The sequence below is a fragment of the Flavobacterium sp. LM4 genome (assembly GCF_002017935.1).
GTDB lineage: Bacteria > Bacteroidota > Bacteroidia > Flavobacteriales > Flavobacteriaceae > Flavobacterium > Flavobacterium chungangense.
This window is the reverse complement of sequence record NZ_MUFW01000001.1, coordinates 2,710,826-2,732,481: the sequence shown is the minus strand read 5'-3', so window position 1 is coordinate 2,732,481 and position 21,656 is coordinate 2,710,826. Positions and strand designations below refer to the sequence as shown.

Below are 21,656 nucleotides of genomic sequence, written 5' to 3'. Positions count from 1 at the left end.
TTTTGTTTGGGGTTCCAAACAAAAGATTGTAGTGGATAGCGGGAAATAGCTCCTAAAAAATCTACTAATAAATAATTGAATACCACAAAAATGAAAAAAATAATACTTACTGCTTTAATCGCTTTTGGTTGTAGCAATTTACACGCACAGAAAGAATCTAAAAGTCCGTTTACGTTTTCGGGATATGTTGATGTTTATTACAGTTATGATTTCGGGAAACCGGAAAATCATACGCGTCCCGGATTTATTTATAATTATAATCGAAGCAATGAAGTAAACCTGAATCTGGGTTTGGCAAAAGTGAATTATTCGAAGGAAAATGTCCGAGGAAATTTTGCGCTGATGGCGGGAACTTATGCCCAATATAATATGTCGGCTGAACAGGATTTGCTGAAAAATATTTATGAAGCGAATGTTGGCGTGAAGATTTCTTCGAAACATAATTTATGGATTGATGCGGGAATTATGCCATCGCATATTGGTTTTGAAAGTGCGATTGGGAAAGACTGTCAAACTTTGACTCGGAGTATTCTGGCTGAGAATTCGCCTTATTATGAAGCGGGTGTGAAAATTGGTTATACATCAGATTCTGGAGAATGGTATTTGGCTGCGATGTATTTGAACGGCTGGCAGCGAATTCAAAAAATAGACGGAAATCAAACTCCGACTTTTGGAACGCAGATTACTTATAAACCTTCGGATAAAGTCATTTTGAATTGGAGTACTTATGTTGGAAATGAACAGCTGGATATTGATAAAAAATGGCGCTATTTCAACAACTTTTACGGACAATTTAAAGTAACGGATAAAACAAATGTTACGGCTGGTTTTGATGTTGGTTCACAGCAATCGGCTAAAAACAGTAATAAATACGATACCTGGTTTTCGCCTGTTTTGATTCTGCAATACAAACCGACAGATAAAATTCAACTGGCAGCGCGAGGGGAATATTACAGCGATGAAAAAGGGGTAATTATCCCGATAGCTATCGGGACAGAAACGCCAAACGGATTTAAAACTTACGGATTTTCAGCTAACTTTGATTACTTAGTTTCTGATACTATTATGTTTAGAATTGAAGCGAGAAATCTTTCAAGCAAAGAAGAAATTTTCACAAATAAAGACAATCTTCCAACGGATACGAATACGTTTGTAACGACTTCCCTGGCGATTTCTTTCTAACTTTAGGCTATAGGCTTTAAGCGGTAAGCTTTTTAAAGTTATACTGCCTAAAGCCTAAAGCTTATTGCTTAAAGCAAAAATTATGGAAAACGAAAATAATAACGCACAGCACTTTCTGGATTTGATTCAGAAATCCCGAAAGGGAAAGTTCAAAATCTACATTGGAATGAGCGCCGGTGTAGGCAAAACTTTCCGTATGCTTCAGGAAGCGCATTCGTTATTGAAAAACGGAATCGATGTAAAAATTGGTTACATCGAAACACATATGCGAAAGGAAACGCATGAGTTATTGTCTGGTCTTCCGGTTATTCCGAGGCGGACCATTTTCTATAAAGGAAAAGAACTCGAAGAACTCGACGTTCAGGCAATCATCAACCTTAGACCAGAAGTGGTTATTGTTGATGAATTGGCGCACACGAACGTTGAAGGAAGCAAAAATGAAAAACGCTGGCAGGATGTTTTAGAGATTTTAGATACGGGAATTAATGTCATTTCGGCTGTGAATATTCAGCATATTGAAAGTTTAAATTCAGCTGTAAAACGTATAACAAATATTGATGTTCAGGAACGCATTCCCGACAATGTTTTACGTTTGGCAGATGAAGTCGTGAATATCGATTTAACATCTGAAGATTTGATTGCACGTTTGAAAGAAGGAAAGATTTATACTCCGGATAAAATTCAGACGGCTTTAACGAATTTTTTTAAATCGGAACAAATTCTGCAATTGCGCGAATTGGCTTTGAAAGAAGTAGCAAGTCAAGTGCTTCGAAAAGTAGAAAGCGAAGTACCTCAGCTTCACGCTTTGCGTCATGAAAAATTGCTAGCCTGTATTAGCAGTAATGATAAAACGGCTAAAATTGTGATCAGAAAAGCAGCTCGATTGGCAAGCTATTATAACGGAAGCTGGTATGTTTTGTACGTCGAAACTCCTCAGGAAAGCAGTACAAAAATTGCACTTGATAAACAAAGACACTTAATTAATAACTTTAAACTTGCCGTGCAATTAGGAGCCGAAGTTATTAAACTCGAAAATTCGAATATTTCCAATGCAATTTTGACAACTGTAGAAGAAAAACAAATTACAACTGTCTGCATCGGAAAACCGCATTTGAATTTATTTAAAGTAATTTTGTCTACAACAATTTTCAGGCGTCTGCTAAATAAATTATCATTATCAAACGTCGATCTTGTTATATTATCGTAAAATGTTTTAATGTGAGATATAAGATTTTTCATTTCACATTTTACAGGAAACATTTCACTCAAAAAATAAAATATGAGAATTAAAACCAAATTGAATCTGGGTGTTGGATTGTTATTTTTGATGATCATCATTCTCTCGTTAGTGAGTGCTTATTCTGTTTTTTTAATTAAGCAGGACACCGAGAATATTCTGAAATCCAATTACAATACGCTGGAATATTCGCGAAATATGATTTCTGCTTTGGACGGAATTAAATTGGGTTCGAAAGAAACCATTCAGAATTTTGAGGAAAATCTCGAAAAGCAAACCCATAATATTACAGAACCAGGCGAAAAGCAGGCTACTGAAAAACTGCAGGAAAGTTTTGCTCTTCTCAGTAAAAACAATTCTGACGAAACTGTAAAAGGACAAATCCGTCAGGATATTTTTGCCATTATGAAACTGAATCTGGATGCCATCAAACAGAAAAGTGATATTGCTAAAAAAACGGCAGAAACGTCCAATTTCTCCATTGCTATTGTGGGAACTTTGTGCTTTTTGATAGCGTTTAATTTATTGGTTAATCTGCCAAATAACATTGCAAATCCAATTAGGGAATTAACGCTCAGTATTAAGGAAATTGCGAATAAAAACTATTCAGAACGTGTTCATTTTACGAGTCACAGCGAATTTGGAGATCTTGCAAAATCATTTAATACCATGGCCCAAAAACTGAAAGAATATCACGACAGTAATGTGTATAAACTTCTTTTTGAGAAAAAACGACTGGAAACGCTTATCAATAATATGAACGATCCGATAATTGGTTTGGATAACGAAGGTATTGTTTTGTTTGCCAATGATGAAGCACTGAAAATTATTGGTCTGAAATCAGAAAACATCATTAACACACAGGCATCTGAATTGGCGGTTACGAATGATTTAATCCGTTCTTTAATTTTGAAAGAAAGTGAAAATGAAATTCCGAAAAAACAGCCTTTAAAAATATTTGCCAACGGCAAAGAAAGTTACTTTGAAAAAGAAATTCTCAATATTACGATAACACCGACCGGTGAAGAAAAAGAAATCAATATTGGCGATGTGATTATTCTGCGAAATATTACGCTTTTTAAAGAACTGGATTTTGCTAAAACTAATTTTATTGCCATCGTTTCGCACGAATTAAAGACGCCGATTGCCTCTATTAAATTAAGTCTTCAATTGCTTGAAAATGCCAAAACGGGCGATATGAACGATGATCAGAAACAATTGGTTGAAAGCATTAAAGACGACAGTCAGCGTTTGTTGAAAATCACAGGGGAATTACTCAATCTGTCACAACTGGAAACCGGAAATATTCAATTAAATATCGAAAAAAGTAATCCGAACACAATTGCAAATTATGCCGTTGAAGCTGTAAAAGTTCAGGCAGATCAAAAGCAGATTCAATTAATTATTAATGCCGCTGAAAATCTCAAAAACGTAAAAGCCGATTCCGAAAAAACGGGCTGGGTTTTGATTAATTATTTATCGAACGCTATTCGTTATTCTTCTGAAAAAAGCACGATTTTTATTAAATTAAAAGAAGAAAATAATCAGATAGTTTTTCAGGTTATCGATACCGGAAAAGGAATTGACCCCAGATACAAAGACAAAGTTTTTGATAAGTATTTCCAGATTCCGGGAAGTCCAAAATCAGGAACGGGACTGGGATTGGCAATCAGTAAAGAATTTATAGAAGCTCAAAACGGAACTGTTGGAGTAGAAAGTAATTTAGGATTGGGTAGTACTTTTTGGTTTGCTTTAAATGTTTAATTTTTTATCTCAAAACAAGAAACATAAAGTATAGGAAACGCCATATTTTGGTTAATATGGCGTTTTTATTTTACAATCTTATTCTTTTGGGTTCATAAAATAATAAACCGGAATTCCAATTAACATAATCAGGATTCCCCAACCACAGGTTGAAAATTTTGTAATCAATAAAGAAACGCTTATCGCCGATGCTACAATAATGTAAAGCAATGGTAAAAACGGATATCCAAATGCTTTATAAGGCCTCTCTGCATTGGGCATTTTTTTACGTAAAATAAAAATCCCGTAAATCGTCAAAATGTAAAAAATCAAAACAATGATGATAACAAAATCCAGCAAATCACCATATTTCCCAGTCAGGCATAAAGCCGAAGCCCAAATGCACTGTGCCCACAAAGCCCATGCGGGTACACTAAAATTATTCAGTACTGCTGCTTTTTTAAAGAACAAACCATCGTTTGCCATTGTATAATATACTCTCGCACCCGCCATAATCAAACCATTATTACAGGCAAAAGTCGAAATCATAATCATAATGGCGATAACCAAAGTTCCAATATCTCCAAAAATATATTGCGAAGCTACTACCGCTACCCTATCCGATTTGGCTGTTGCAATTTCGTCTAACGGAATCACTGACAAATACATCAAATTTGTCAAAACATAAATAATAGTCACGATAAAAGTCCCTAAAAACAAACTTAAACCCACATTACGTTTTGGATTTTTAATCTCTCCCGCAATAAAAGTTACCCCCACCCAGGCATCACTCGAAAACAACGAACCCACCATCGCTGCCGAAATTCCGGTAATCAATGCCTTTCCGCTAACAGGAAGCCATGAAACATTATCTGTATTATAAGAATGAGGTGTCCAGGCATCTGCCCAGTTAGCATCCCAAACCGATGCTTTTGCTGCAAGCGTTAATCCAAAAACGATCAAACCCAGCAATGATAATATCTTAATTATGGTAAGAATAGTTTGAAGTATCTTTCCGTTTTTTACGCCCCGACTATTAATGTATGTCAGTAAAACAATAGTTACAATCGATACAATCTGAGCTGCATTGAGTTTAAAAGCTCCCAATTCAAATAATATATTTTCATCGCTGAGAGGTTCATAAAGATAGGCTGCAAACTTAGAGAAAGCTACTCCTACTGCAGCTATTGTGCCGGTTTGGATTACCGCAAAAAAACTCCAGCCATACAAAAAGGCAATTAGTTTATTGTATGCTTCTTTCAGGTACACATATTGCCCTCCTGCTTTTGGAAACATGGCACTCAGCTCTCCATAACTTACTGCTGCAATAATGGTAATGAGGCCTGAAATAAGCCAAATCAATGTCAGCCATCCTGCCGAACCTACTTGCCTGGCGATATCCGCACTCACAATAAATATCCCGGAGCCAATCATAGAACCTACCACAAGCATGGTTCCGTCTAATAATCCGAGTTCTCTCTTAAAATTTTCCTGGTTGTCTTCTTGCATTATTTTTTGGTTTTTTGGGTTGGTTAAAGATATACTTTTTTTGGAAATTTTTTAATTAGCCCCCTAGATTGTTAGAATTTTAGATTATTTTATTTTATTCTTTTGGGCGTGTCCCAAGGGTCGGGCTTTCGGCTATATCTTTTGTTCCGTTTCTCTTCACAAAAGGATACCGCCTCTATCCCTCACGCAGCTTTAGTTTTCATAAGGAAATATTTAATTAGCGATTCATAAAGTTATTTAGTGATTGGAGATCTTTTTTATTATTTTTGAAAGAATAATACGAAACAAACCTTCGTGTTTACATTTATTTTTGGGTAGATTGGCGAAGGTTTGTTTCGTATAATATACAAGTTAGTTGCTATTCTAAAAAAAATCGTAAAAAATCGAGATTACATGTTCAAAAAAATTACACCTCTACTATTTTTATTATTTGCTTCAATTGCTTGCGCTCAAAAAATCGGTCGACAACAATTGGAATATACAAGTCAGCTTAATTCTTTAGAGGGAAAAGTTGATTTCTTCTTGAGTAAAGGTTTTGCTCAAGAAAGTAAAATGGATGATAAAAATATTAAGTTAGTCAGAAAACTATATCAAAAGAGAAGTCAAGAATTTGATTATGAAATAATCACAATTGCGAATCGTAAAATAATTTACACTTTAATTGATCCAAAAAAGTCCGCAACGTTCAAAAAAATGGTGAACGATAACTATAAACGACAAACTGCAAAAGACGTAATCAATGACACAATTATTTTCACAAAAATAAAATTCACAATAAAATTTATTGAGAACGAAATTCAAGTAAATGAAAAGACAAAAAAGGCATACAATTTCGTGATTACAAATAACAAGAACAGCAACTAACCGCCACTAACCAAATTGCCGAGTTTTCGGTAGCCGGAAGCTGTGATTTCACGAAGAAACATTCTCTTGGCAGAGAGAACTCAGTCCGCTTTTATCAGCAACTTCGGTTAGCGGCCAAACGTTAGCAGCTATAGTTTCAAAAAATGGGAGAATTATATTGAATATCAAGACCAAAATCATGAATATTAATTTTTTTATATTATTATTTCTTTTAGCAACTTCAGCTTGTAAAATTACTGCGCAATGTAATTGTAAATCTAAAAGTTTTAATGGTTATCAAATTAAGATCTGTAATCCATTATTAGTTGCATTCGATAGTAATTATCAAATCGCACTATCAATTACTCAAGTTGCCGATACTAAATTCTTAATTCTAACTGCTAGATTTGCTAAAAACGCAAAAACAATTGGTTCAGATTTAATGGTATTTACAACTGCTGAAAAAGTTTTAATATTAAATTTACTTGATAGTGAAAAAGATTATGTTGGAGGTAGTGAAATTTGTAATGCTAAATTTGAATTGACTGATGAAAATATAAATGAACTTAGCAAATATGAAATTACATCACTGAGATTTAATTTTTCGGATGAAATTATAAAAAGGACTTTTGGTCTACAAAAAAACAAAACAGTTATTGTTCAACAAATAAATTGCTTAAAATAATTAATATGAAAATAAGTAAAATTTTTATCTTTTTAATATTTACAGTAGTTGGAGTCTGTGCATTTAAAATCTATCAAGAAAGAAGTATAAAACCTCATGAATATTACCAAAATAATTTTTATTATGAAAGTTACGAAGCACTTACGATCATGGTTGACAATAGAAAACAAGAAACTTACAATAAAATATTTTTAGTTGGTGGAGGAATAATCTCTGCTTTATTTCTGGGATTTATTTATTTTAATTCCGAAGAGAATAAAAAAGCCCCAATTAAAACACTAAATCGATTAAAAACTAATTCAATATTATCGCAAGAAGAGTATAAAGCAAAAATATTTGAAGCCAGAGAAATTGAGAAAAAAAATAAAAACAGAATTAAAATAGAAAAGGAAATTGATGTTTTAATTTCAGAACTTGAAAACTTAAAGAAAAGTGGTATTATAAGTAATGAAGAATTTGAAGATAAAAAAAATATTGTTATGAAAAAATATAACGGATAATACTACAGCTGCTAACACACGTCCCTATGTAGCCATTTGCGAATTTAGTGGAATAAACGTTTTTAATTCGTATTTTTATTTAGCCGAAAATACTCGTTTTCAAAATCCCCAAACTGCGAAACGTTGGCCGAAACATTGAGAAAATTGAACCTTAATAAGAATATATTATGATAACAGTAAACACAATCCCTTTTGAATTATCAAAACAAGATCGAAAAAGAAGTGATTCAAAATTTATAGAAATGATTGCTAATCAAAATTTAATTGCTTCAAGAAATGGTATAAAAAGAGACCTTGAAGAAAGTATTCCTGTTCATTTTTACAATGATATTACCCTATTTGTTTCAATTAACAAAACAAATTTTAAAACTAAGATTGATTATTCAAGAATTCAGAGTAAATCAGATATTCGGATAATAAAAGCGTATCTCTCAGGGGATGAATATCTATTTTGGAACTTATGCGCGAAAATTTAAGCTTTAAAAACCATTATTCCAAAATACGATTTACCTGCGAAAAAGTTCTTTCGTAGTAAGGCTCTTTGGTTGAAGAGATGATAACTCCGCTATGAGTTGAGGAATGAACAAATTTAATTTCTCCTTCAACCACTTCTACTACCATACCAACATGATTAATTTGGCGTCTTCCATTGGTTTTAAAGAAAATTAAATCTCCCTTTTGAGCTTCCTCTGTATTGATTTTTGTACCAATTCTGGACTGCTCGATTGAACTTCTTGGTAGCTTAATATCAAAATTACCGAAAGTACAGTACATTAACCCTGAGCAATCAAAACCTGCTTTTGTGGTCCCTCCGGAACGATATCGCGTTCCTATATTTTCGGTCGCATTTGATATCAATTGGTCTATTAGATCAGAATGATTATTCCCTTTTATTAGTGCAGAATCTTTTTTAATTATTCCTTTATCAGATGCAAATTCAGGAGATTCTAAGGTATCTTTTTTTATTTCCGGAGTTGGTTTTGAAGCCTGTAAAGCATCCGCTTTTTCTTTTGAAGTAAGGATTTTTAAAACATATCCCACTGGTAATTTTTTCCTGATTTCCGGATTCTGTTTTTCTAACTCGGCTACAGTAATTCCGAATTCCTTAGCTATGGCATATTTCGTTTCTTTGGGCTGAACTTTCCTTGAAACTTCAACATCTGTAGTTGTTTGAATGTTTTCAATTGGTTTTTGCAAAGCCGGATCCGTATTCGTATTTGATGGAATGGTAATTTGCTGTCCTATTTTTAGACCTTCTGTCTCCAAAAGTGGGTTTGCTTTTTTTAGATCCTCAACAGAAACATTATATTTTTTTGAGATTCCCCACAGCGTTTCTTTTGCCTGAACATCATGTAAGCCCGGAGTTGTGTTAGCAGCAGTTTCATTAGATTTTATTGTTGCTGACTGATTGGTATTTGGAATTAATAAAACCGAATTTAATTTTAAAATTTTGGGAGCATTTGGATTGGCATTTGCAATATCTTTGGGTTTCACTCCGTATTTCTTAGCGATAGAAGTAAGATTATCACCTTTTGAAATGGTGTGTTTGATATATTTTTCCTGAGAAAAACCTGCTATGCTGAAAAAGAATATTATGATGGCTAATCTAAAAATCATTTGGGGGATTTTTTTTATTTAACTGTGTATGATACACTTATAAAAATCTAATAAATACAGTGTATACCTGTAAAGCGAATTTAACTTTTTAAACTAAAAAAAGCACTTTTTTTAACATGTTTTTAAGTTCTGCTTAACATTTAAAATGCTTCTGAGATAAATGTTTTTTTTTGAATTGAAAACAATATTTATAATAAACACATATGCCCTAGCCCGGATGGAAGCGGCATCCTTTTGTTTTTTGCTGCCAAAAAACAAAAGATACAGCAGACAGCCGGATTGGCTCCTGAAAAAAAAACGCCCTGTTTTCACAGAGCGTTCATAATTATAATCGAAATCTTGAATTAAGCTTTTCCGGCAGCAATCAAGTTTAGTGCAGAACCTGCAACAAACCAGCCAATCTGACCTTCGTTGTAAGTGTGATTCGCTAAAATAATATCTTTTGAGCCATCTGTATGAACAAACTCTAATGTCAACGGTTTTCCCGGAGCGAATTCCGTTAAATCTGTAAAATTGATGGTGTCATTTTCCTGAATTTTGTCGTAATCTGATTCGTTAGCAAAGGTTAATCCTAAAAGACCTTGTTTTTTTAGGTTGGTTTCGTGAATACGGGCGAAAGATTTTACCAAAACTGCTTTTACACCTAAGAAACGAGGTTCCATTGCTGCGTGTTCACGAGATGAACCTTCGCCATAGTTGTGATCTCCCACAACGACAGACGGAACGCCAGCCGCTTTGTAGGCACGGGCTACAGCAGGAACCGCATCATACTGTTCTGTTAATTGATTTTTAACAGAGTTTGTTTTTTGGTTGAATGCATTTACAGCACCAATGAGCATGTTGTTGGAAATATTATCTAAGTGTCCACGGAAACGTAACCATGGTCCTGCCATAGAAATATGATCTGTTGTACATTTTCCGAATGCTTTGATCAATAATTTGGCACCAGTAATATTTTTACCATCCCAGGCATCAAACGGAGCTAATAATTGCAAACGCTCTGAAGTAAGGCTTACTACAACCTGAACGCCTGAACCATCTTCAGCCGGAGCCTGGAAGCCAGGATCTTCGGCATAGAAACCTTTTTCAGGCAATTCATCTCCTGTTGGTTCATCAAGCATTACTTCTTTACCATCTTCATTAATCAATTTATCAGTCAATGGATTGAAGCCTAAATCCCCCGCGATTGCCAAAGCTGTTACCAGTTCAGGAGATCCTACAAAAGCCAAAGTATTTGGGTTACCGTCTGCACGTTTGGAGAAATTACGATTAAAAGAGTGAACGATTGTATTTCTTTCTTCTTTTTCTGCACCTTCCCTGTCCCACATACCAATACATGGGCCACAGGCATTTGCAAAGACTGTTGCGCCAATTTTATGAAAAGTGTCAATAAATCCGTCTCTTTCAATAGTAGAACGAACTACTTCTGAACCTGGCGTAATGGTAAATTCAGATTTAACTTTTAAATTTTTCTCTGAAACCTGCTTGGCTAAAGAAGCGGCACGGGAAATATCTTCATAAGAAGAGTTGGTACACGAACCTATTAAGCCAACCTGAATTTGTAATGGCCAGTTATTTTTGATGGCTTCTTCTTTCATTTTAGAAATTGGAGTAGCCAAATCAGGAGTAAAGGGACCGTTTAAGTGTGGCTCTAATTCAGATAAATTGATTTCGATAAGCTGATCAAAATATTTTTCAGGGTCGGCATAAACTTCAGGGTCTCCAGTCAGGTAAGAAGCTATTTTATCTGCGGCATCTGCAACATCTGCTCTGTTTGTAGAACGCAGGTAACGACTCATAGAATCGTCATAACCAAAAGTTGAAGTGGTAGCGCCAATTTCAGCACCCATATTACAAATCGTACCTTTACCGGTACAGGACATAGCCGTTGCGCCTTCTCCAAAATATTCAACAATCGCTCCGGTACCGCCTTTCACAGTTAAAATTCCGGCAACTTTTAAAATAACATCTTTAGGAGCAGTCCAGCCTGATAATTTACCTGTTAATTTAACTCCAATTAATTTAGGGAATTTCAATTCCCAGGCCATTCCGGACATAACGTCTACAGCATCAGCACCACCGACACCAATCGCTACCATCCCTAAACCTCCTGCATTTACAGTATGTGAATCCGTACCAATCATCATTCCGCCCGGAAATGCATAATTCTCCAGTACTACCTGATGAATAATTCCGGCTCCGGGTTTCCAGAAACCGATTCCATATTTATTAGAAACTGACGACAAGAAGTCGAAAACTTCATTACTTTGTGTTTTTGCTCTGGCCAAATCGGTTGCAGCATCAACTTTAGCCTGAATCAGGTGATCACAGTGAACTGTTGTAGGAACAGCAACTTTTGATTTGCCGGCATGCATAAATTGCAATAATGCCATTTGTGCTGTTGCATCCTGACATGCTACACGATCCGGTGCAAAGTCAACATAATCAACTCCTCTTCCAAACGCTTTGGTTGGATTTCCATCCCAAAGATGATTGTATAAAATTTTCTCTGTTAAAGTAAGTGGACGACCAACAATCTCTCGTGCGGCATCAACACGACCGGGCATGTTGTGATACACTTTTTTAATCATTTCAATATCAAAAGCCATACTGTATAATTGTTATTTGTTATTTTTTTGAACAACACAAGTTACAAAAAATAGAACAGCTATTAAAGAAAAAGCCCGGGTTTATCACACGGGCTTTTGAATTATAATTGAAATAAGTATGTTATTACATAACTAACTGCTTGTTTGAAGGAGCAAACTTAGTCAGGTTGATACCTTCTACTGCTGCTGTATATTCTTCTATTGTAGGGGTTCTTCCCAGAATTGTAGATAATACTACAACCGGAGTAGATGAAAGCAATGATTCACCTTTTTTACCTTCAGTATCTTCTACTACTCTTCCCTGGAAAAGACGGGTTGAAGTAGCCATTACTGTATCTCCTTTAGCCGCTTTTTCCTGGTTCCCCATACATAGGTTACATCCTGGACGCTCTAAGTATAACATTTTTTCATATTCTGTACGTGCTGCAGCTTTAGGAGCGTTATCGTCAAACTCGAAACCTGAGTATCTTTGTAGCACTTCCCAATCACCTTCAGCTTTCAATTCATCAACAATGTTGTAAGTAGGAGGTGCAACAACTAAAGGTGCATTAAATTCTACTTTCCCATTTTGTGCTTCAACATTTTTCAACATTTGAGCAAGAATTTTCATATCTCCTTTGTGAACCATGCAAGATCCGATAAATCCAAGATCTACTTTTTTCACTCCGCCATAGAAAGACAAAGGTCTGATTGTATCGTGAGTATATCGTTTAGAAACATCTGCATTATTTACGTCCGGGTCAGCAATCATTGGCTCAGCAATCAGATCAAGATCTACAACCACTTCAGCGTAATATTTAGCATTAGCATCCGGAGTCAAAGCTGGCTTATCACCCGTTTTAATCTCAGTAATTCTTTTATTTGCTTTATTGATCAATCCCTGAAGAACTTGGTTATGGTTATCCATTCCTTTGTCGATCATGATTTGGATTCTGCTTTTTGCAATTTCCAATGATTCAATCAAAGTATCATCTTCTGAAATACAGATAGAAGCTTTTGCTTTCATTTCAGCAGACCAGTCTGTAAATGTAAATGCCTGGTCAGCAGTAAGTGTTCCAATATGAACCTCTATAATTCTTCCCTGGAATACATTTTCTCCACCAAATTGTTTCAACATTTGGGCTTGCGTAGCATGAACAACATCACGGAAATCCATGTATTCTTTCATCGTTCCTTTGAAAGTCACTTTTACAGAATCCGGAATTGGCATTGAAGCTTCTCCGGTAGCAAGTGCAAGAGCAACTGTTCCTGAGTCAGCACCAAAAGCAACACCTTTAGACATTCTTGTATGAGAGTCACCACCAATAATGATAGCCCAGTCATCAATGGTAATATCGTTTAGAACCTTGTGAATAACATCAGTCATTGCGTGATAAACACCTTTAGGATCACGTGCAGTAATCAAACCAAAATTATTCATAAATTTCATCAATTTAGGAATGTTAGCCTGTGCTTTTTTATCCCATACTGAAGCAGTATGACAACCTGATTGATAAGCACCGTCAACGATTGGCGAAATCACTGTAGCAGCCATAGCTTCTAATTCCTGAGCAGTCATAAGCCCTGTAGTATCCTGAGAACCTACAATGTTTACTTCTACACGAACATCAGAACCAGCATGCAATATTTTACCCGGAGTTGAACCAACAGCATTTCTGTTGAAGATTTTTTCAACTGCTGTAAGCCCTTGTCCTTCATGAGAAATCTCTTTTGACGGAGCAAATACTAATGGGATATCAATTCCTAAAACCTTTGCCGCAAATGTTTGAAGTTTTTTACCAAATACAATGGCATAAGACCCACCAGCCTTAATAAATTCCATTTTCTGAGGAGTAAATGATCTTGAAATATCAATCAGTTCTTTATCTCCGTTATAAAGTTTTTTTGTTTTTGTATTAATTGTAAGAACAGTCCCTGTAGCAACTGAATAAACTTCCTCAAGAATTGGATCCCCGCTTTCATTTCGTACAACGTTCCCTTCTGCATCAACTTTCTTAACCCAGTTTTTAAGATCAATTCCAATACCACCAGTAACGTCAACTGTAGTTAAGAAAATAGGAGAAATACCATTCGTTCCTCCAACAATTGGAGAAAAATTTACGAATGGAACATATGGACTTGCTTGTTTACCTGTCCAAAGAGCCACGTTATTTACACCTGACATTCTTGAAGAACCAACTCCCATCGTACCTTTTTCTGCAATTAACATCACCGATTTGTCAGGATGTTGTGCCTGAAGTGCTTTAATTTCCTCTTGTGCCTGAGGCGTAATCATACATTTCCCGTGAAGTTCACGATCTGAACGTGAGTGAGCCTGATTTCCCGGAGAAAGTAAATCCGTTGAAATATCTCCCTCACCAGCAATATAAGTAACAACCTTAATTTCTTCAGGAGCCTCTGGCAATTTAGTGAAGAACTCAGCTTGTGCATAACTTTCAATAATTTCTTTAGCAATTACATTACCACTTTTAAATGCTTCTTTTAAACGATCTGTATCTGCATCATAAAGATAAACTTGGGTTTTAAGTACATTTGCAGCTTCATTCGCAATAGAAATATCATTACCCAAAGCCAAGTCAAGCAACACCTCAATTGAAGGACCACCTTTCATGTGAGATAATAATTCAAAAGCAAAAGCAGGAGTAATTTCATTTACTACCGATTCTCCTAAAATAATTTCTTTTAAAAATTTTGCTTTTTCACCAGCCGCACTAGTAGTTCCTGGTATAGTATTGTAGATAAAAAATTTAAGAGAATCTTCTCTGTATTCATTATTTACATCTTTAATTTGAGCAATAATTACACTTAACAAATCGGCACCATCAATTGGTTTCGGGTTAAGCCCTTGTTCTTTGCGCTCTTCAATTTCTTTAAGGTAATCTGTGTAGATATTATTATCGAAAGCCATAGTAAAATAGGTATTTTTATTTTTTGTTCGCAAATTTAGGAATTAAAGCCGAGAATTAAAAAAAATATAACGGATGTCCCTTTTTCAAAAATTATTATTGCAAAATAATGAATTTCACCATTATTTATTGACAATATTTCAATATTACCCCTAAATATTAGATTATCAACAATTTAATATCTTTTCTTTAACAAAGTCGAAATTTAATGTTATAAAGCAAGTGAGGTTTTTATCTCATTTTTAAGAAAGAACTTTTCTAAATAAGTATTTATATCGTTGTAGTTTTACCTCTCAACGTCTTTTATACGTAAAACTACTTATTTATAAAAAAAATAAAATTTAAATCATCATATTTCAAATATTCTTGTAACTTTGCTATTCAAAGTACTTTTATTTAAAAACAACTTTACATGAAAACAAACAAAATAAATTATCTTTTTAAGAATCGAATTGGTGCTACGATTAGCCTTTTTGTCACAGCTTTTAGTACTGTACTCTTAATTTTATTATTAATAGGCAGTAAATATGATTTTGAGAGCTTTGAAATACTTTCTGTTATCAATCTTATTATTGTATTCCCTTATGCTGTAATTCTTAGTTTTAATGTTTTAAGAAATAAGGAAAAGTACCAGCATTTAATTCCTTTTTTATTTCTGAATTGGTTTATTGGATGTTTCTCAGCAAATATTCTAATCAATATATTTGAAAATCTTCCAATTTGGGTTTATTGCACAACGTTCTTGTTTTGCTTTTCAAACTTTGTCATTTACAGCGACATTAAAGACAAATACATTAACATTTTTTCCTATTTTATTAATGGGTTTTCCTGCTTGTTAATTCTATATTATGCCATATTTCTTATTCCTTTATCCTTCATTTCCCTAATTGGAATTATTGTATTAGGGATTGGATTTTATGGTTTAGTCCCTGGAATTGTAATTATTACTCACACCGTTATACTTTCAAAAGTAATTTTGGATCATAAAAGAAACATGTATGCTTTTTGTGTCGGAATAGGCTCTGTTTTATTTGGCTTTATTCTGTTTACATTATTATTAAATATAGAAAGCCAAAAAGTAAACCGATACAGCATTACAAAAACATTTGATGAAAATAATGATCTGCCGGCATATATTAGAGTTTCTCAAAATCTAAAACCAAATTTTTTCAACGAAATATTACTAAAGAAGAACATCGTGTACACTGCCACTGATGAATTCTTTATTTTAAGAGGTCTTGATGGCATTGGAAGCAATCAACAGTACAATGAAAGAAAAACGCATAATCCGTTTTTAAATATTGCCTATCATTTTACAGAAAAGTTGGACCTAAGTACTGATGATCAAATAAACATCCTCAAATCTAATTTTAACAAAAGACTCGAAACTGAAGAGCAGCTCTGGAGCGGGACAGACCTCATTACCAAAAACATTAAAGAAGATGTAAAAATTTACCCTAATGAAAGATTAGCATACACCGAAATTACAATGGATATCGCCTGCGATGAAAAAAGCTGGGGACAAAAGGAAGCTATTTATTCTTTTCAGCTTCCCGAAGGTTCTGTAGCTACCTCATTATCATTATGGGTCAATGGAATAGAAAGAAAAGGGGTTCTGACCACAAAAGAAAAAGCAAAAGTTGCCTACAAACAAATTGTTGGCGTCGAAGCACGCGATCCTTCTTTGATGCAATGGAAAGAAGGAAACAGGGTAACAGTTCGGGTTTTTCCTGTTACAAATGAAACACCAAGGACTTTTAAATGTGGTTTCACGACTCCCTTAAAAGTCAAAGACACCAAAATGACTTATCAAAGTCTGAACATCAAAGGTCCAAATATTAACAATGCCGCTACAATCTCAAGAATTCAGATAAGCGGAAATACCGCATTTGAAGCTTCAAAAGATTTTGATTTTGAAAATAATTATTATATCAATAATTCTAAAGGCTTAGAGGAATGGCAAGCAGAACTTACTTTAATCACAAACCCCGTCAATAATGCCTTTGTCTGGAAAAATAAGAGTTATGAAGCAAAACCAATACAAAAACAAAAAATTAGATTTTATCCGTCAGAAATAATCTTAGATCTGACTAATAATTGGAATATCGAAGAAGTTTTAGCACTCCTGAAAATAGCTAACAAAAAATACTTTGTTATAATCAACAATACCAAACAAGAAATCAATACCACAAATTGTGAATATATATTTGATCAGTTTCAGGAACTCAATTATTCTCTTTTGCCTTTATTCAAAATGGAGAACAATAGTTTAATTATAACAAAATGCGGTACATTTTCTTCTAATTTTGAGGAGTTAGAATCCTCTGATTATTTAAAAAAGATTAAAAAATTCACAAAAAACAAACATTTAAAAGTCATTAATATTTCTGATGAAATAAATCCTTTTTGGCAGACGGTAAAAGAACAGCGTTATGTTGAATATCTTCAAACAGATATTAAAAACTGCTCAAATATTATTAGCACAAATTGTTTTATAAAATTTAAAACATTCAAAAACAGTATTAATATAGAAACAGCCGGAATTGCAATTCAAGAAAATCCTGTTCTTGAAAAAACCACCAGCAAAGGATCTAATCATCTATACAGAATGTTTTGCTTCGGAAAAGTTTTAAATAATCAGGTAGAAATTCAAAATGACACATTAAAACAAAACAAATATGTTGATTTAGCTAAAGATGCTAATATTGTTACACCAATTTCGTCTTTAATTGTTCTGGAAACCGATGAAGATTATAAAAATAACGGAATAGAAAAAAATATTGATACTTTAGGAAATGCTTCTGTTAATAATGACGGATCTGTTCCGGAACCTCATGAATGGCTTTTAATCATTATTGGTTTTACAACGCTTTTCTTCTATTACAGAAAAAACAAAAAGCAGGTTATCTAATGAAAGACTTTTTATCACAGAACAAAAAGGCAATTTTAATTTTGATTTTGTTTACTCTGTTAATCATAAATTATAATATTGTTGTTACTGGTCTTGATAGTAACCTTTTCGGAATTGTTTTCTCAATATTATTATTTCTTATCGGGGGTAGAAAAACTTCAATCAACATGAACTACCCTCTTTTAGGAATGATTTTTATACTGGAATTCATAAGCTTTCGTTTACACACAAAATCGTTGCATTTTTTAGCAATGTCATTTTTGATTTGCTCTCTGTATTATAGCTTCACCCGAAAATTTTCATTTATAGCTTTTATCTGTATCCTGTTATTTTCATCTCTTTTTAATACTTTTTTCGACTATTTGACAACTGAAATAAAACAGACACTTTGTTATATTGTTTATTTAACCCTGAAGAATTTCATTATAATAGACAAAATTGAAGGCGTTAATTTTTATATTAACAATGCAAAAATCACCATTGATACAGCCTGCATGGGATTATCTATGTTTAAAACAGGATTACTCTTCGGTGCTTTATTACTGACTTTAGAAGAACGGAAACAACACAGATATTTCAGTATAAGGCAAATTCTTGCGTTCTGTTTGGTTGTAATTGCTTTGAATATTATTTCGAATTATTTCAGGATTCTATCATTAATTTTATTTGATTGTACTGAAGAGAATGTTTTGCATCATAGTATTGGATTACTTTGTTTTATATTTTATCAAATTGCCCCCATGCTGTTTTTGATTCGTTTTTTTAAAACTGAACAAAAAGAAACTATTTATAAAACACAATCTTTACCAGCTTTACTGCCCTTATTGACAGGCGTAGTGATTATTTTTATTACTAGTCTGGAAATCAAAAAAGAAACACATTACAATCTATTGAAAAATCTAAATCCTGAATATCATATTGAGAACGGAATATGGATCAATAAGGAAGTTTTTAAAATCGTAGCTCCTGAAAAACTCATTTACATTAAAACAATAGCACACAACCCTACAATTTGCTGGACAGGAGATGGCTATAAAATTACTGAATCAAAAAGAATAATAAAAAATAAGTCTAAAATATGGTTTGTTAAATTAGAAAAAAATCACATTCAATATCTTTCATATTGGTGGTATGAATGTGAACAGAAAAAATATACTTCAATCACAGAGGTATTACTAATAAAACTTTTTTACAACAAACCTGTACGGCTTATAAATGAAACAAGTAAATTGACTTTATAAAAAAAGCCTGAGAAATTTTAAGATATCTCAGGCAATTAACAATTTATATAATTTTTTACATCAACTTCTGAATAATAATTTCCTCTGTTATTCCCTCAGCATCTGCTTTGTAGTTTTTGATAATCCTGTGACGCAAGATTCCGGTTGCAACTGCTTTTACATCTTCTATATCCGGTGAAAATTTACCATTAAAAGCTGCATGTGCTTTAGCCGCTAAAATTAAGTTTTGTGAAGCCCTTGGTCCTGCTCCCCAATCCAGATAATTTTTAACAAAATCATTTGACAAAGGATTATCAGGACGTGTCTTACTCACTAAGGTCACTGCATATTCAATAACATTATCTGCTACAGGAATTCTGCGGATCAAGTGTTGAAAATCTATGATTTCCTGTGCCGTAAACAAAGGATTTATTTTGGTTTTCACATCAGAAGTAGTTTGTTTTACTACCTGTACCTCTTCCTGAAAACTTGGATATTCGAGTTTTACAGCAAACATAAAACGATCTAACTGAGCTTCAGGCAAAGGATAAGTTCCTTCCTGTTCAATTGGATTTTGTGTTGCCAATACAAAATACGGCAAATCTAATTTATGATTTTCTCCAGCAATAGTAACGGAGCGTTCCTGCATGGCTTCAAGCAAAGCTGCCTGAGTTTTAGGAGGAGTCCTGTTAATCTCGTCAGCCAAAATGATATTCGAAAAAATTGGTCCTTTGATAAACTTAAACTGTCGGTTTTCATCCAGAATTTCACTCCCAAGGATATCGGATGGCATTAAATCCGGAGTAAACTGGATTCTTTTAAAATCTAAACCTAAAGCCTGAGATAATGTATTTATCATTAAGGTTTTTGCTAACCCGGGAACACCAATTAAAAGCGCATGGCCTCCGGAAAATATGCAAAGTAAAATTTGATCTACAACGGCATCCTGCCCTACAATGATTTTTGCTATCTCGGTTTTTAATTCGTTTCTTTTTTGAACTAAATTATGAATTGCTGCTACGTCAGACATTTATGAATATATTTTAAATTAAAAAGAGTTAGCTCTATGAATTCATAAAACTAACTCTTTTCTTTATTTAATAAAAATTATTTTTTCAACCAATTATTAGTAAAAGTACAATCTCTGTATTCTCCAATAATCTTAATGTATGTATCTTTAATTTTTGTATCAAACCATTTTGCAATTGTATTGATTTGTTTTTCTTTTAATGCTAATTCTTTAATTTTAGTGTAATCTTTTGCATAATCGGCTGTGTGGCTATCGATTCTATTAGTTACAGTTATCAATTTGTATGTTTTTTTTCCTTTATCATCTGTATCCAAAAGTGGCTGAGAAATTTCATTATCTTTTAAATTTGAAACCTGGCTGTATAATGTCGCATCCATTTTAGTTAATTCAAAACGGGTATCCTGCGTATTTGGATTAACTAAAGTACCTCCGTTTGCTCTTGTTTCTTTTTGATCAGATTCAGTTCTTGCAGCATCGGCAAAAGAAATTTCTTTATTTACAATCTTATTTCTAATATTTGTAATTCTTTCTTTAGCTTCTTTTAAAGCTGTTTCAGAAACTGTTGGTGATATTAATATATGACGCAATTCTACTTCTTGTCCTTTAATTTTATCAACCATTATAATATGATAGCCATAGGTGGTTTCAAAAGGATCTGAAATCTCACCTTCTCCAAGACTAAAAGCAACATCCTTAAACTCTTTTACAAAAGGAGTTTTTCTTGTCATCTTATAATATCCTCCTGCAGGAGAAGAACCAGGGTCCTGAGAATACAAAACGGCTTTTGTTGCAAAACTTGAACCCTCTAAAACATCTTTTTTAATAGCGTTTAATCTGTCAATTACTTTTTGTTTGTCTTCTTTTGAAACTTTAGGCTCCACAACAATTTGAGCAACTTCCATCTCAGCTCCAAAAGTTGGCAATTCATCTTTTGGTATTTTTTTAAAGAAATTACGAACTTCCTCTGGTGTTATTTCTACAGCATCGATAATCTTTTTCTGCATTTCCGAAGATAATTTTTGCTCTTTTAATATATCTGCAAAATAAGTTTTGAATTCTTCAACAGAGCTTTTCTTATAGAATTCTACAATTTTATTGATATCCCCTCCTGTTTGTCTCATCATGTAAGTAAGCCTTTCATCCATCATACTTTTCACTTCAGCATCACTTACTATAATGCTGTCCTGAATGGCCTGATGTGCATATAACTTATCTTCTAAAAGTTTACCTAACATTTGACATCTTGTAACATCTTTTACAGAACCTCCCTGGGCAGTGATTTCAAGATATCCTTTGTCAATATCTGAGTCTAAAACAATATAATCTCCAACTGTAGCAATAATACCATCAATCTTTTGTTTATTAACTGAAGTTGCTTCAACAGGTTTCTCAGCTACAACATCTTTAATAATCTCCTGAGCAGAAATAATTGAGTTGAAAAAAAGTAAAAAACACATTGTTAACACTAATTTGTAATCAATAGTTTTTAGCTGTAATTTTTTTAATAACATTATTTTAAATTTAATTTGAATGTAAGGCCTTGTTTTAGTCTTTTCTTTAAAACTGAAATTAATTAAATCAATATTTTCAAAACTTAGAAAATACAAAAAAATTGCTTTCGTTTTTTACAACTTATAACGGACAAAAATAACAATTCAATTACA

Annotated in this window: 15 protein-coding genes; 9 read left to right on the top strand and 6 right to left on the bottom strand. The window is 33.5% G+C overall.

Annotated elements, in window-relative coordinates; translation table 11 throughout:
• The first annotated feature begins 90 nt into the window (after positions 1–90).
• From BXU10_RS12155 to BXU10_RS12145, 3 genes are all read left to right on the top strand, one after another.
• Positions 91–1,182 carry a porin gene (locus BXU10_RS12155; RefSeq protein ID WP_078227538.1) on the top strand — a complete coding sequence of 364 codons (1,092 nt, stop codon included), beginning with the start codon at positions 91–93 and terminating at the stop codon, positions 1,180–1,182.
• 82 nt (positions 1,183–1,264) lie between these two features.
• Complete coding sequence (locus tag BXU10_RS12150) at positions 1,265–2,389, top strand: histidine kinase (RefSeq protein ID WP_078227982.1); 1,125 nt, start codon at positions 1,265–1,267, stop codon at positions 2,387–2,389.
• Between the two features lie 72 nt (positions 2,390–2,461).
• The gene (locus BXU10_RS12145; RefSeq protein ID WP_078227537.1) at positions 2,462–4,183 is read left to right on the top strand and encodes an ATP-binding protein; all 1,722 of its coding nucleotides are present in this window, start codon (positions 2,462–2,464) and stop codon (positions 4,181–4,183) included.
• 78 nt (positions 4,184–4,261) lie between these two features.
• Here the strand turns inward: BXU10_RS12145 and BXU10_RS12140 are convergent, their stop codons facing one another.
• Positions 4,262–5,671 carry an APC family permease gene (locus BXU10_RS12140; RefSeq protein ID WP_078227536.1) on the bottom strand — a complete coding sequence of 470 codons (1,410 nt, stop codon included), beginning with the start codon at positions 5,669–5,671 and terminating at the stop codon, positions 4,262–4,264.
• Between the two features lie 393 nt (positions 5,672–6,064).
• Between BXU10_RS12140 and BXU10_RS12135 the strand changes: the two genes are divergently transcribed.
• The 4 genes from BXU10_RS12135 (at position 6,065) to BXU10_RS12120 (ending at position 8,175) form a co-directional block, all read left to right on the top strand.
• Positions 6,065–6,535: a hypothetical protein gene (locus BXU10_RS12135; RefSeq protein WP_123921985.1), complete on the top strand. Its 471-nt coding sequence runs from the start codon at positions 6,065–6,067 to the stop codon at positions 6,533–6,535.
• A gap of 178 nt (positions 6,536–6,713) precedes the next feature.
• Positions 6,714–7,199, top strand: a complete 486-nt coding sequence (locus BXU10_RS12130; RefSeq protein ID WP_078227534.1) for a hypothetical protein — start codon at positions 6,714–6,716, stop codon at positions 7,197–7,199.
• A 5-nt stretch (positions 7,200–7,204) separates the two neighbouring features.
• Positions 7,205–7,699 (top strand): SHOCT domain-containing protein, encoded by a 495-nt coding sequence (locus BXU10_RS12125; RefSeq protein WP_078227533.1) that lies wholly within the window; start codon positions 7,205–7,207, stop codon positions 7,697–7,699.
• A 167-nt stretch (positions 7,700–7,866) separates the two neighbouring features.
• Positions 7,867–8,175: a hypothetical protein gene (locus BXU10_RS12120; RefSeq protein WP_078227532.1), complete on the top strand. Its 309-nt coding sequence runs from the start codon at positions 7,867–7,869 to the stop codon at positions 8,173–8,175.
• A gap of 13 nt (positions 8,176–8,188) precedes the next feature.
• On the opposite strand, the gene BXU10_RS12115 is transcribed toward BXU10_RS12120, so the two are convergent.
• The 3 genes from BXU10_RS12115 to BXU10_RS12105 all read right to left on the bottom strand — a co-directional run bounded on the left by BXU10_RS12115 (position 8,189) and on the right by BXU10_RS12105 (position 14,833).
• Complete coding sequence (locus BXU10_RS12115; RefSeq protein ID WP_078227531.1) at positions 8,189–9,316, bottom strand: peptidoglycan endopeptidase; 1,128 nt, start codon at positions 9,314–9,316, stop codon at positions 8,189–8,191.
• Between the two features lie 344 nt (positions 9,317–9,660).
• Positions 9,661–11,925 (bottom strand): aconitate hydratase, encoded by a 2,265-nt coding sequence (locus BXU10_RS12110; protein WP_078227530.1) that lies wholly within the window; start codon positions 11,923–11,925, stop codon positions 9,661–9,663.
• A 124-nt stretch (positions 11,926–12,049) separates the two neighbouring features.
• Entirely contained in the window at positions 12,050–14,833 is a 2,784-nt protein-coding gene (locus tag BXU10_RS12105; protein ID WP_078227529.1) for a bifunctional aconitate hydratase 2/2-methylisocitrate dehydratase, read from the bottom strand.
• A gap of 410 nt (positions 14,834–15,243) precedes the next feature.
• Between BXU10_RS12105 and BXU10_RS12100 the strand changes: the two genes are divergently transcribed.
• Both BXU10_RS12100 and xrtN read left to right on the top strand, forming a co-directional pair.
• Positions 15,244–17,742, top strand: coding sequence for an XrtN system VIT domain-containing protein (locus tag BXU10_RS12100; protein WP_078227528.1), 2,499 nt, complete (start codon positions 15,244–15,246; stop codon positions 17,740–17,742).
• Positions 17,670–18,983, top strand: a complete 1,314-nt coding sequence (gene xrtN, locus BXU10_RS12095) for an exosortase N (protein WP_078227527.1) — start codon at positions 17,670–17,672, stop codon at positions 18,981–18,983. The genes BXU10_RS12100 and xrtN overlap by 73 nt, the downstream gene beginning before the upstream one ends.
• A 55-nt stretch (positions 18,984–19,038) precedes the next feature.
• Here xrtN and BXU10_RS12090 read toward each other — a convergent pair whose 3' ends face one another.
• Together BXU10_RS12090 and BXU10_RS12085 are read right to left on the bottom strand one after the other, a co-directional pair.
• Entirely contained in the window at positions 19,039–19,992 is a 954-nt protein-coding gene (locus tag BXU10_RS12090; RefSeq protein WP_031456770.1) for a MoxR family ATPase, read from the bottom strand.
• Between the two features lie 77 nt (positions 19,993–20,069).
• Positions 20,070–21,503 carry a peptidylprolyl isomerase gene (locus BXU10_RS12085; protein ID WP_078227981.1) on the bottom strand — a complete coding sequence of 478 codons (1,434 nt, stop codon included), beginning with the start codon at positions 21,501–21,503 and terminating at the stop codon, positions 20,070–20,072.
• Positions 21,504–21,656: the final 153 nt, after the last annotated feature.

What these genes read in the sequence shown, in the direction of transcription:
- BXU10_RS12155 (WP_078227538.1), top strand. Translation starts at nt 91, where the DNA reads ATGAAAAAAATAATACTTACTGCTTTAATCGCTTTTGGTTGTAGCAAT.
- BXU10_RS12150 (WP_078227982.1), top strand. Translation starts at nt 1,265, where the DNA reads ATGGAAAACGAAAATAATAACGCACAGCACTTTCTGGATTTGATTCAG.
- BXU10_RS12145 (WP_078227537.1), top strand. Translation starts at nt 2,462, where the DNA reads ATGAGAATTAAAACCAAATTGAATCTGGGTGTTGGATTGTTATTTTTG.
- BXU10_RS12140 (WP_078227536.1), bottom strand. Translation starts at nt 5,671, where the DNA reads ATGCAAGAAGACAACCAGGAAAATTTTAAGAGAGAACTCGGATTATTA.
- BXU10_RS12135 (WP_123921985.1), top strand. Translation starts at nt 6,065, where the DNA reads ATGTTCAAAAAAATTACACCTCTACTATTTTTATTATTTGCTTCAATT.
- BXU10_RS12130 (WP_078227534.1), top strand. Translation starts at nt 6,714, where the DNA reads ATGAATATTAATTTTTTTATATTATTATTTCTTTTAGCAACTTCAGCT.
- BXU10_RS12125 (WP_078227533.1), top strand. Translation starts at nt 7,205, where the DNA reads ATGAAAATAAGTAAAATTTTTATCTTTTTAATATTTACAGTAGTTGGA.
- BXU10_RS12120 (WP_078227532.1), top strand. Translation starts at nt 7,867, where the DNA reads ATGATAACAGTAAACACAATCCCTTTTGAATTATCAAAACAAGATCGA.
- BXU10_RS12115 (WP_078227531.1), bottom strand. Translation starts at nt 9,316, where the DNA reads ATGATTTTTAGATTAGCCATCATAATATTCTTTTTCAGCATAGCAGGT.
- BXU10_RS12110 (WP_078227530.1), bottom strand. Translation starts at nt 11,925, where the DNA reads ATGGCTTTTGATATTGAAATGATTAAAAAAGTGTATCACAACATGCCC.
- BXU10_RS12105 (WP_078227529.1), bottom strand. Translation starts at nt 14,833, where the DNA reads ATGGCTTTCGATAATAATATCTACACAGATTACCTTAAAGAAATTGAA.
- BXU10_RS12100 (WP_078227528.1), top strand. Translation starts at nt 15,244, where the DNA reads ATGAAAACAAACAAAATAAATTATCTTTTTAAGAATCGAATTGGTGCT.
- xrtN (WP_078227527.1), top strand. Translation starts at nt 17,670, where the DNA reads ATGGCTTTTAATCATTATTGGTTTTACAACGCTTTTCTTCTATTACAG.
- BXU10_RS12090 (WP_031456770.1), bottom strand. Translation starts at nt 19,992, where the DNA reads ATGTCTGACGTAGCAGCAATTCATAATTTAGTTCAAAAAAGAAACGAA.
- BXU10_RS12085 (WP_078227981.1), bottom strand. Translation starts at nt 21,503, where the DNA reads ATGTTATTAAAAAAATTACAGCTAAAAACTATTGATTACAAATTAGTG.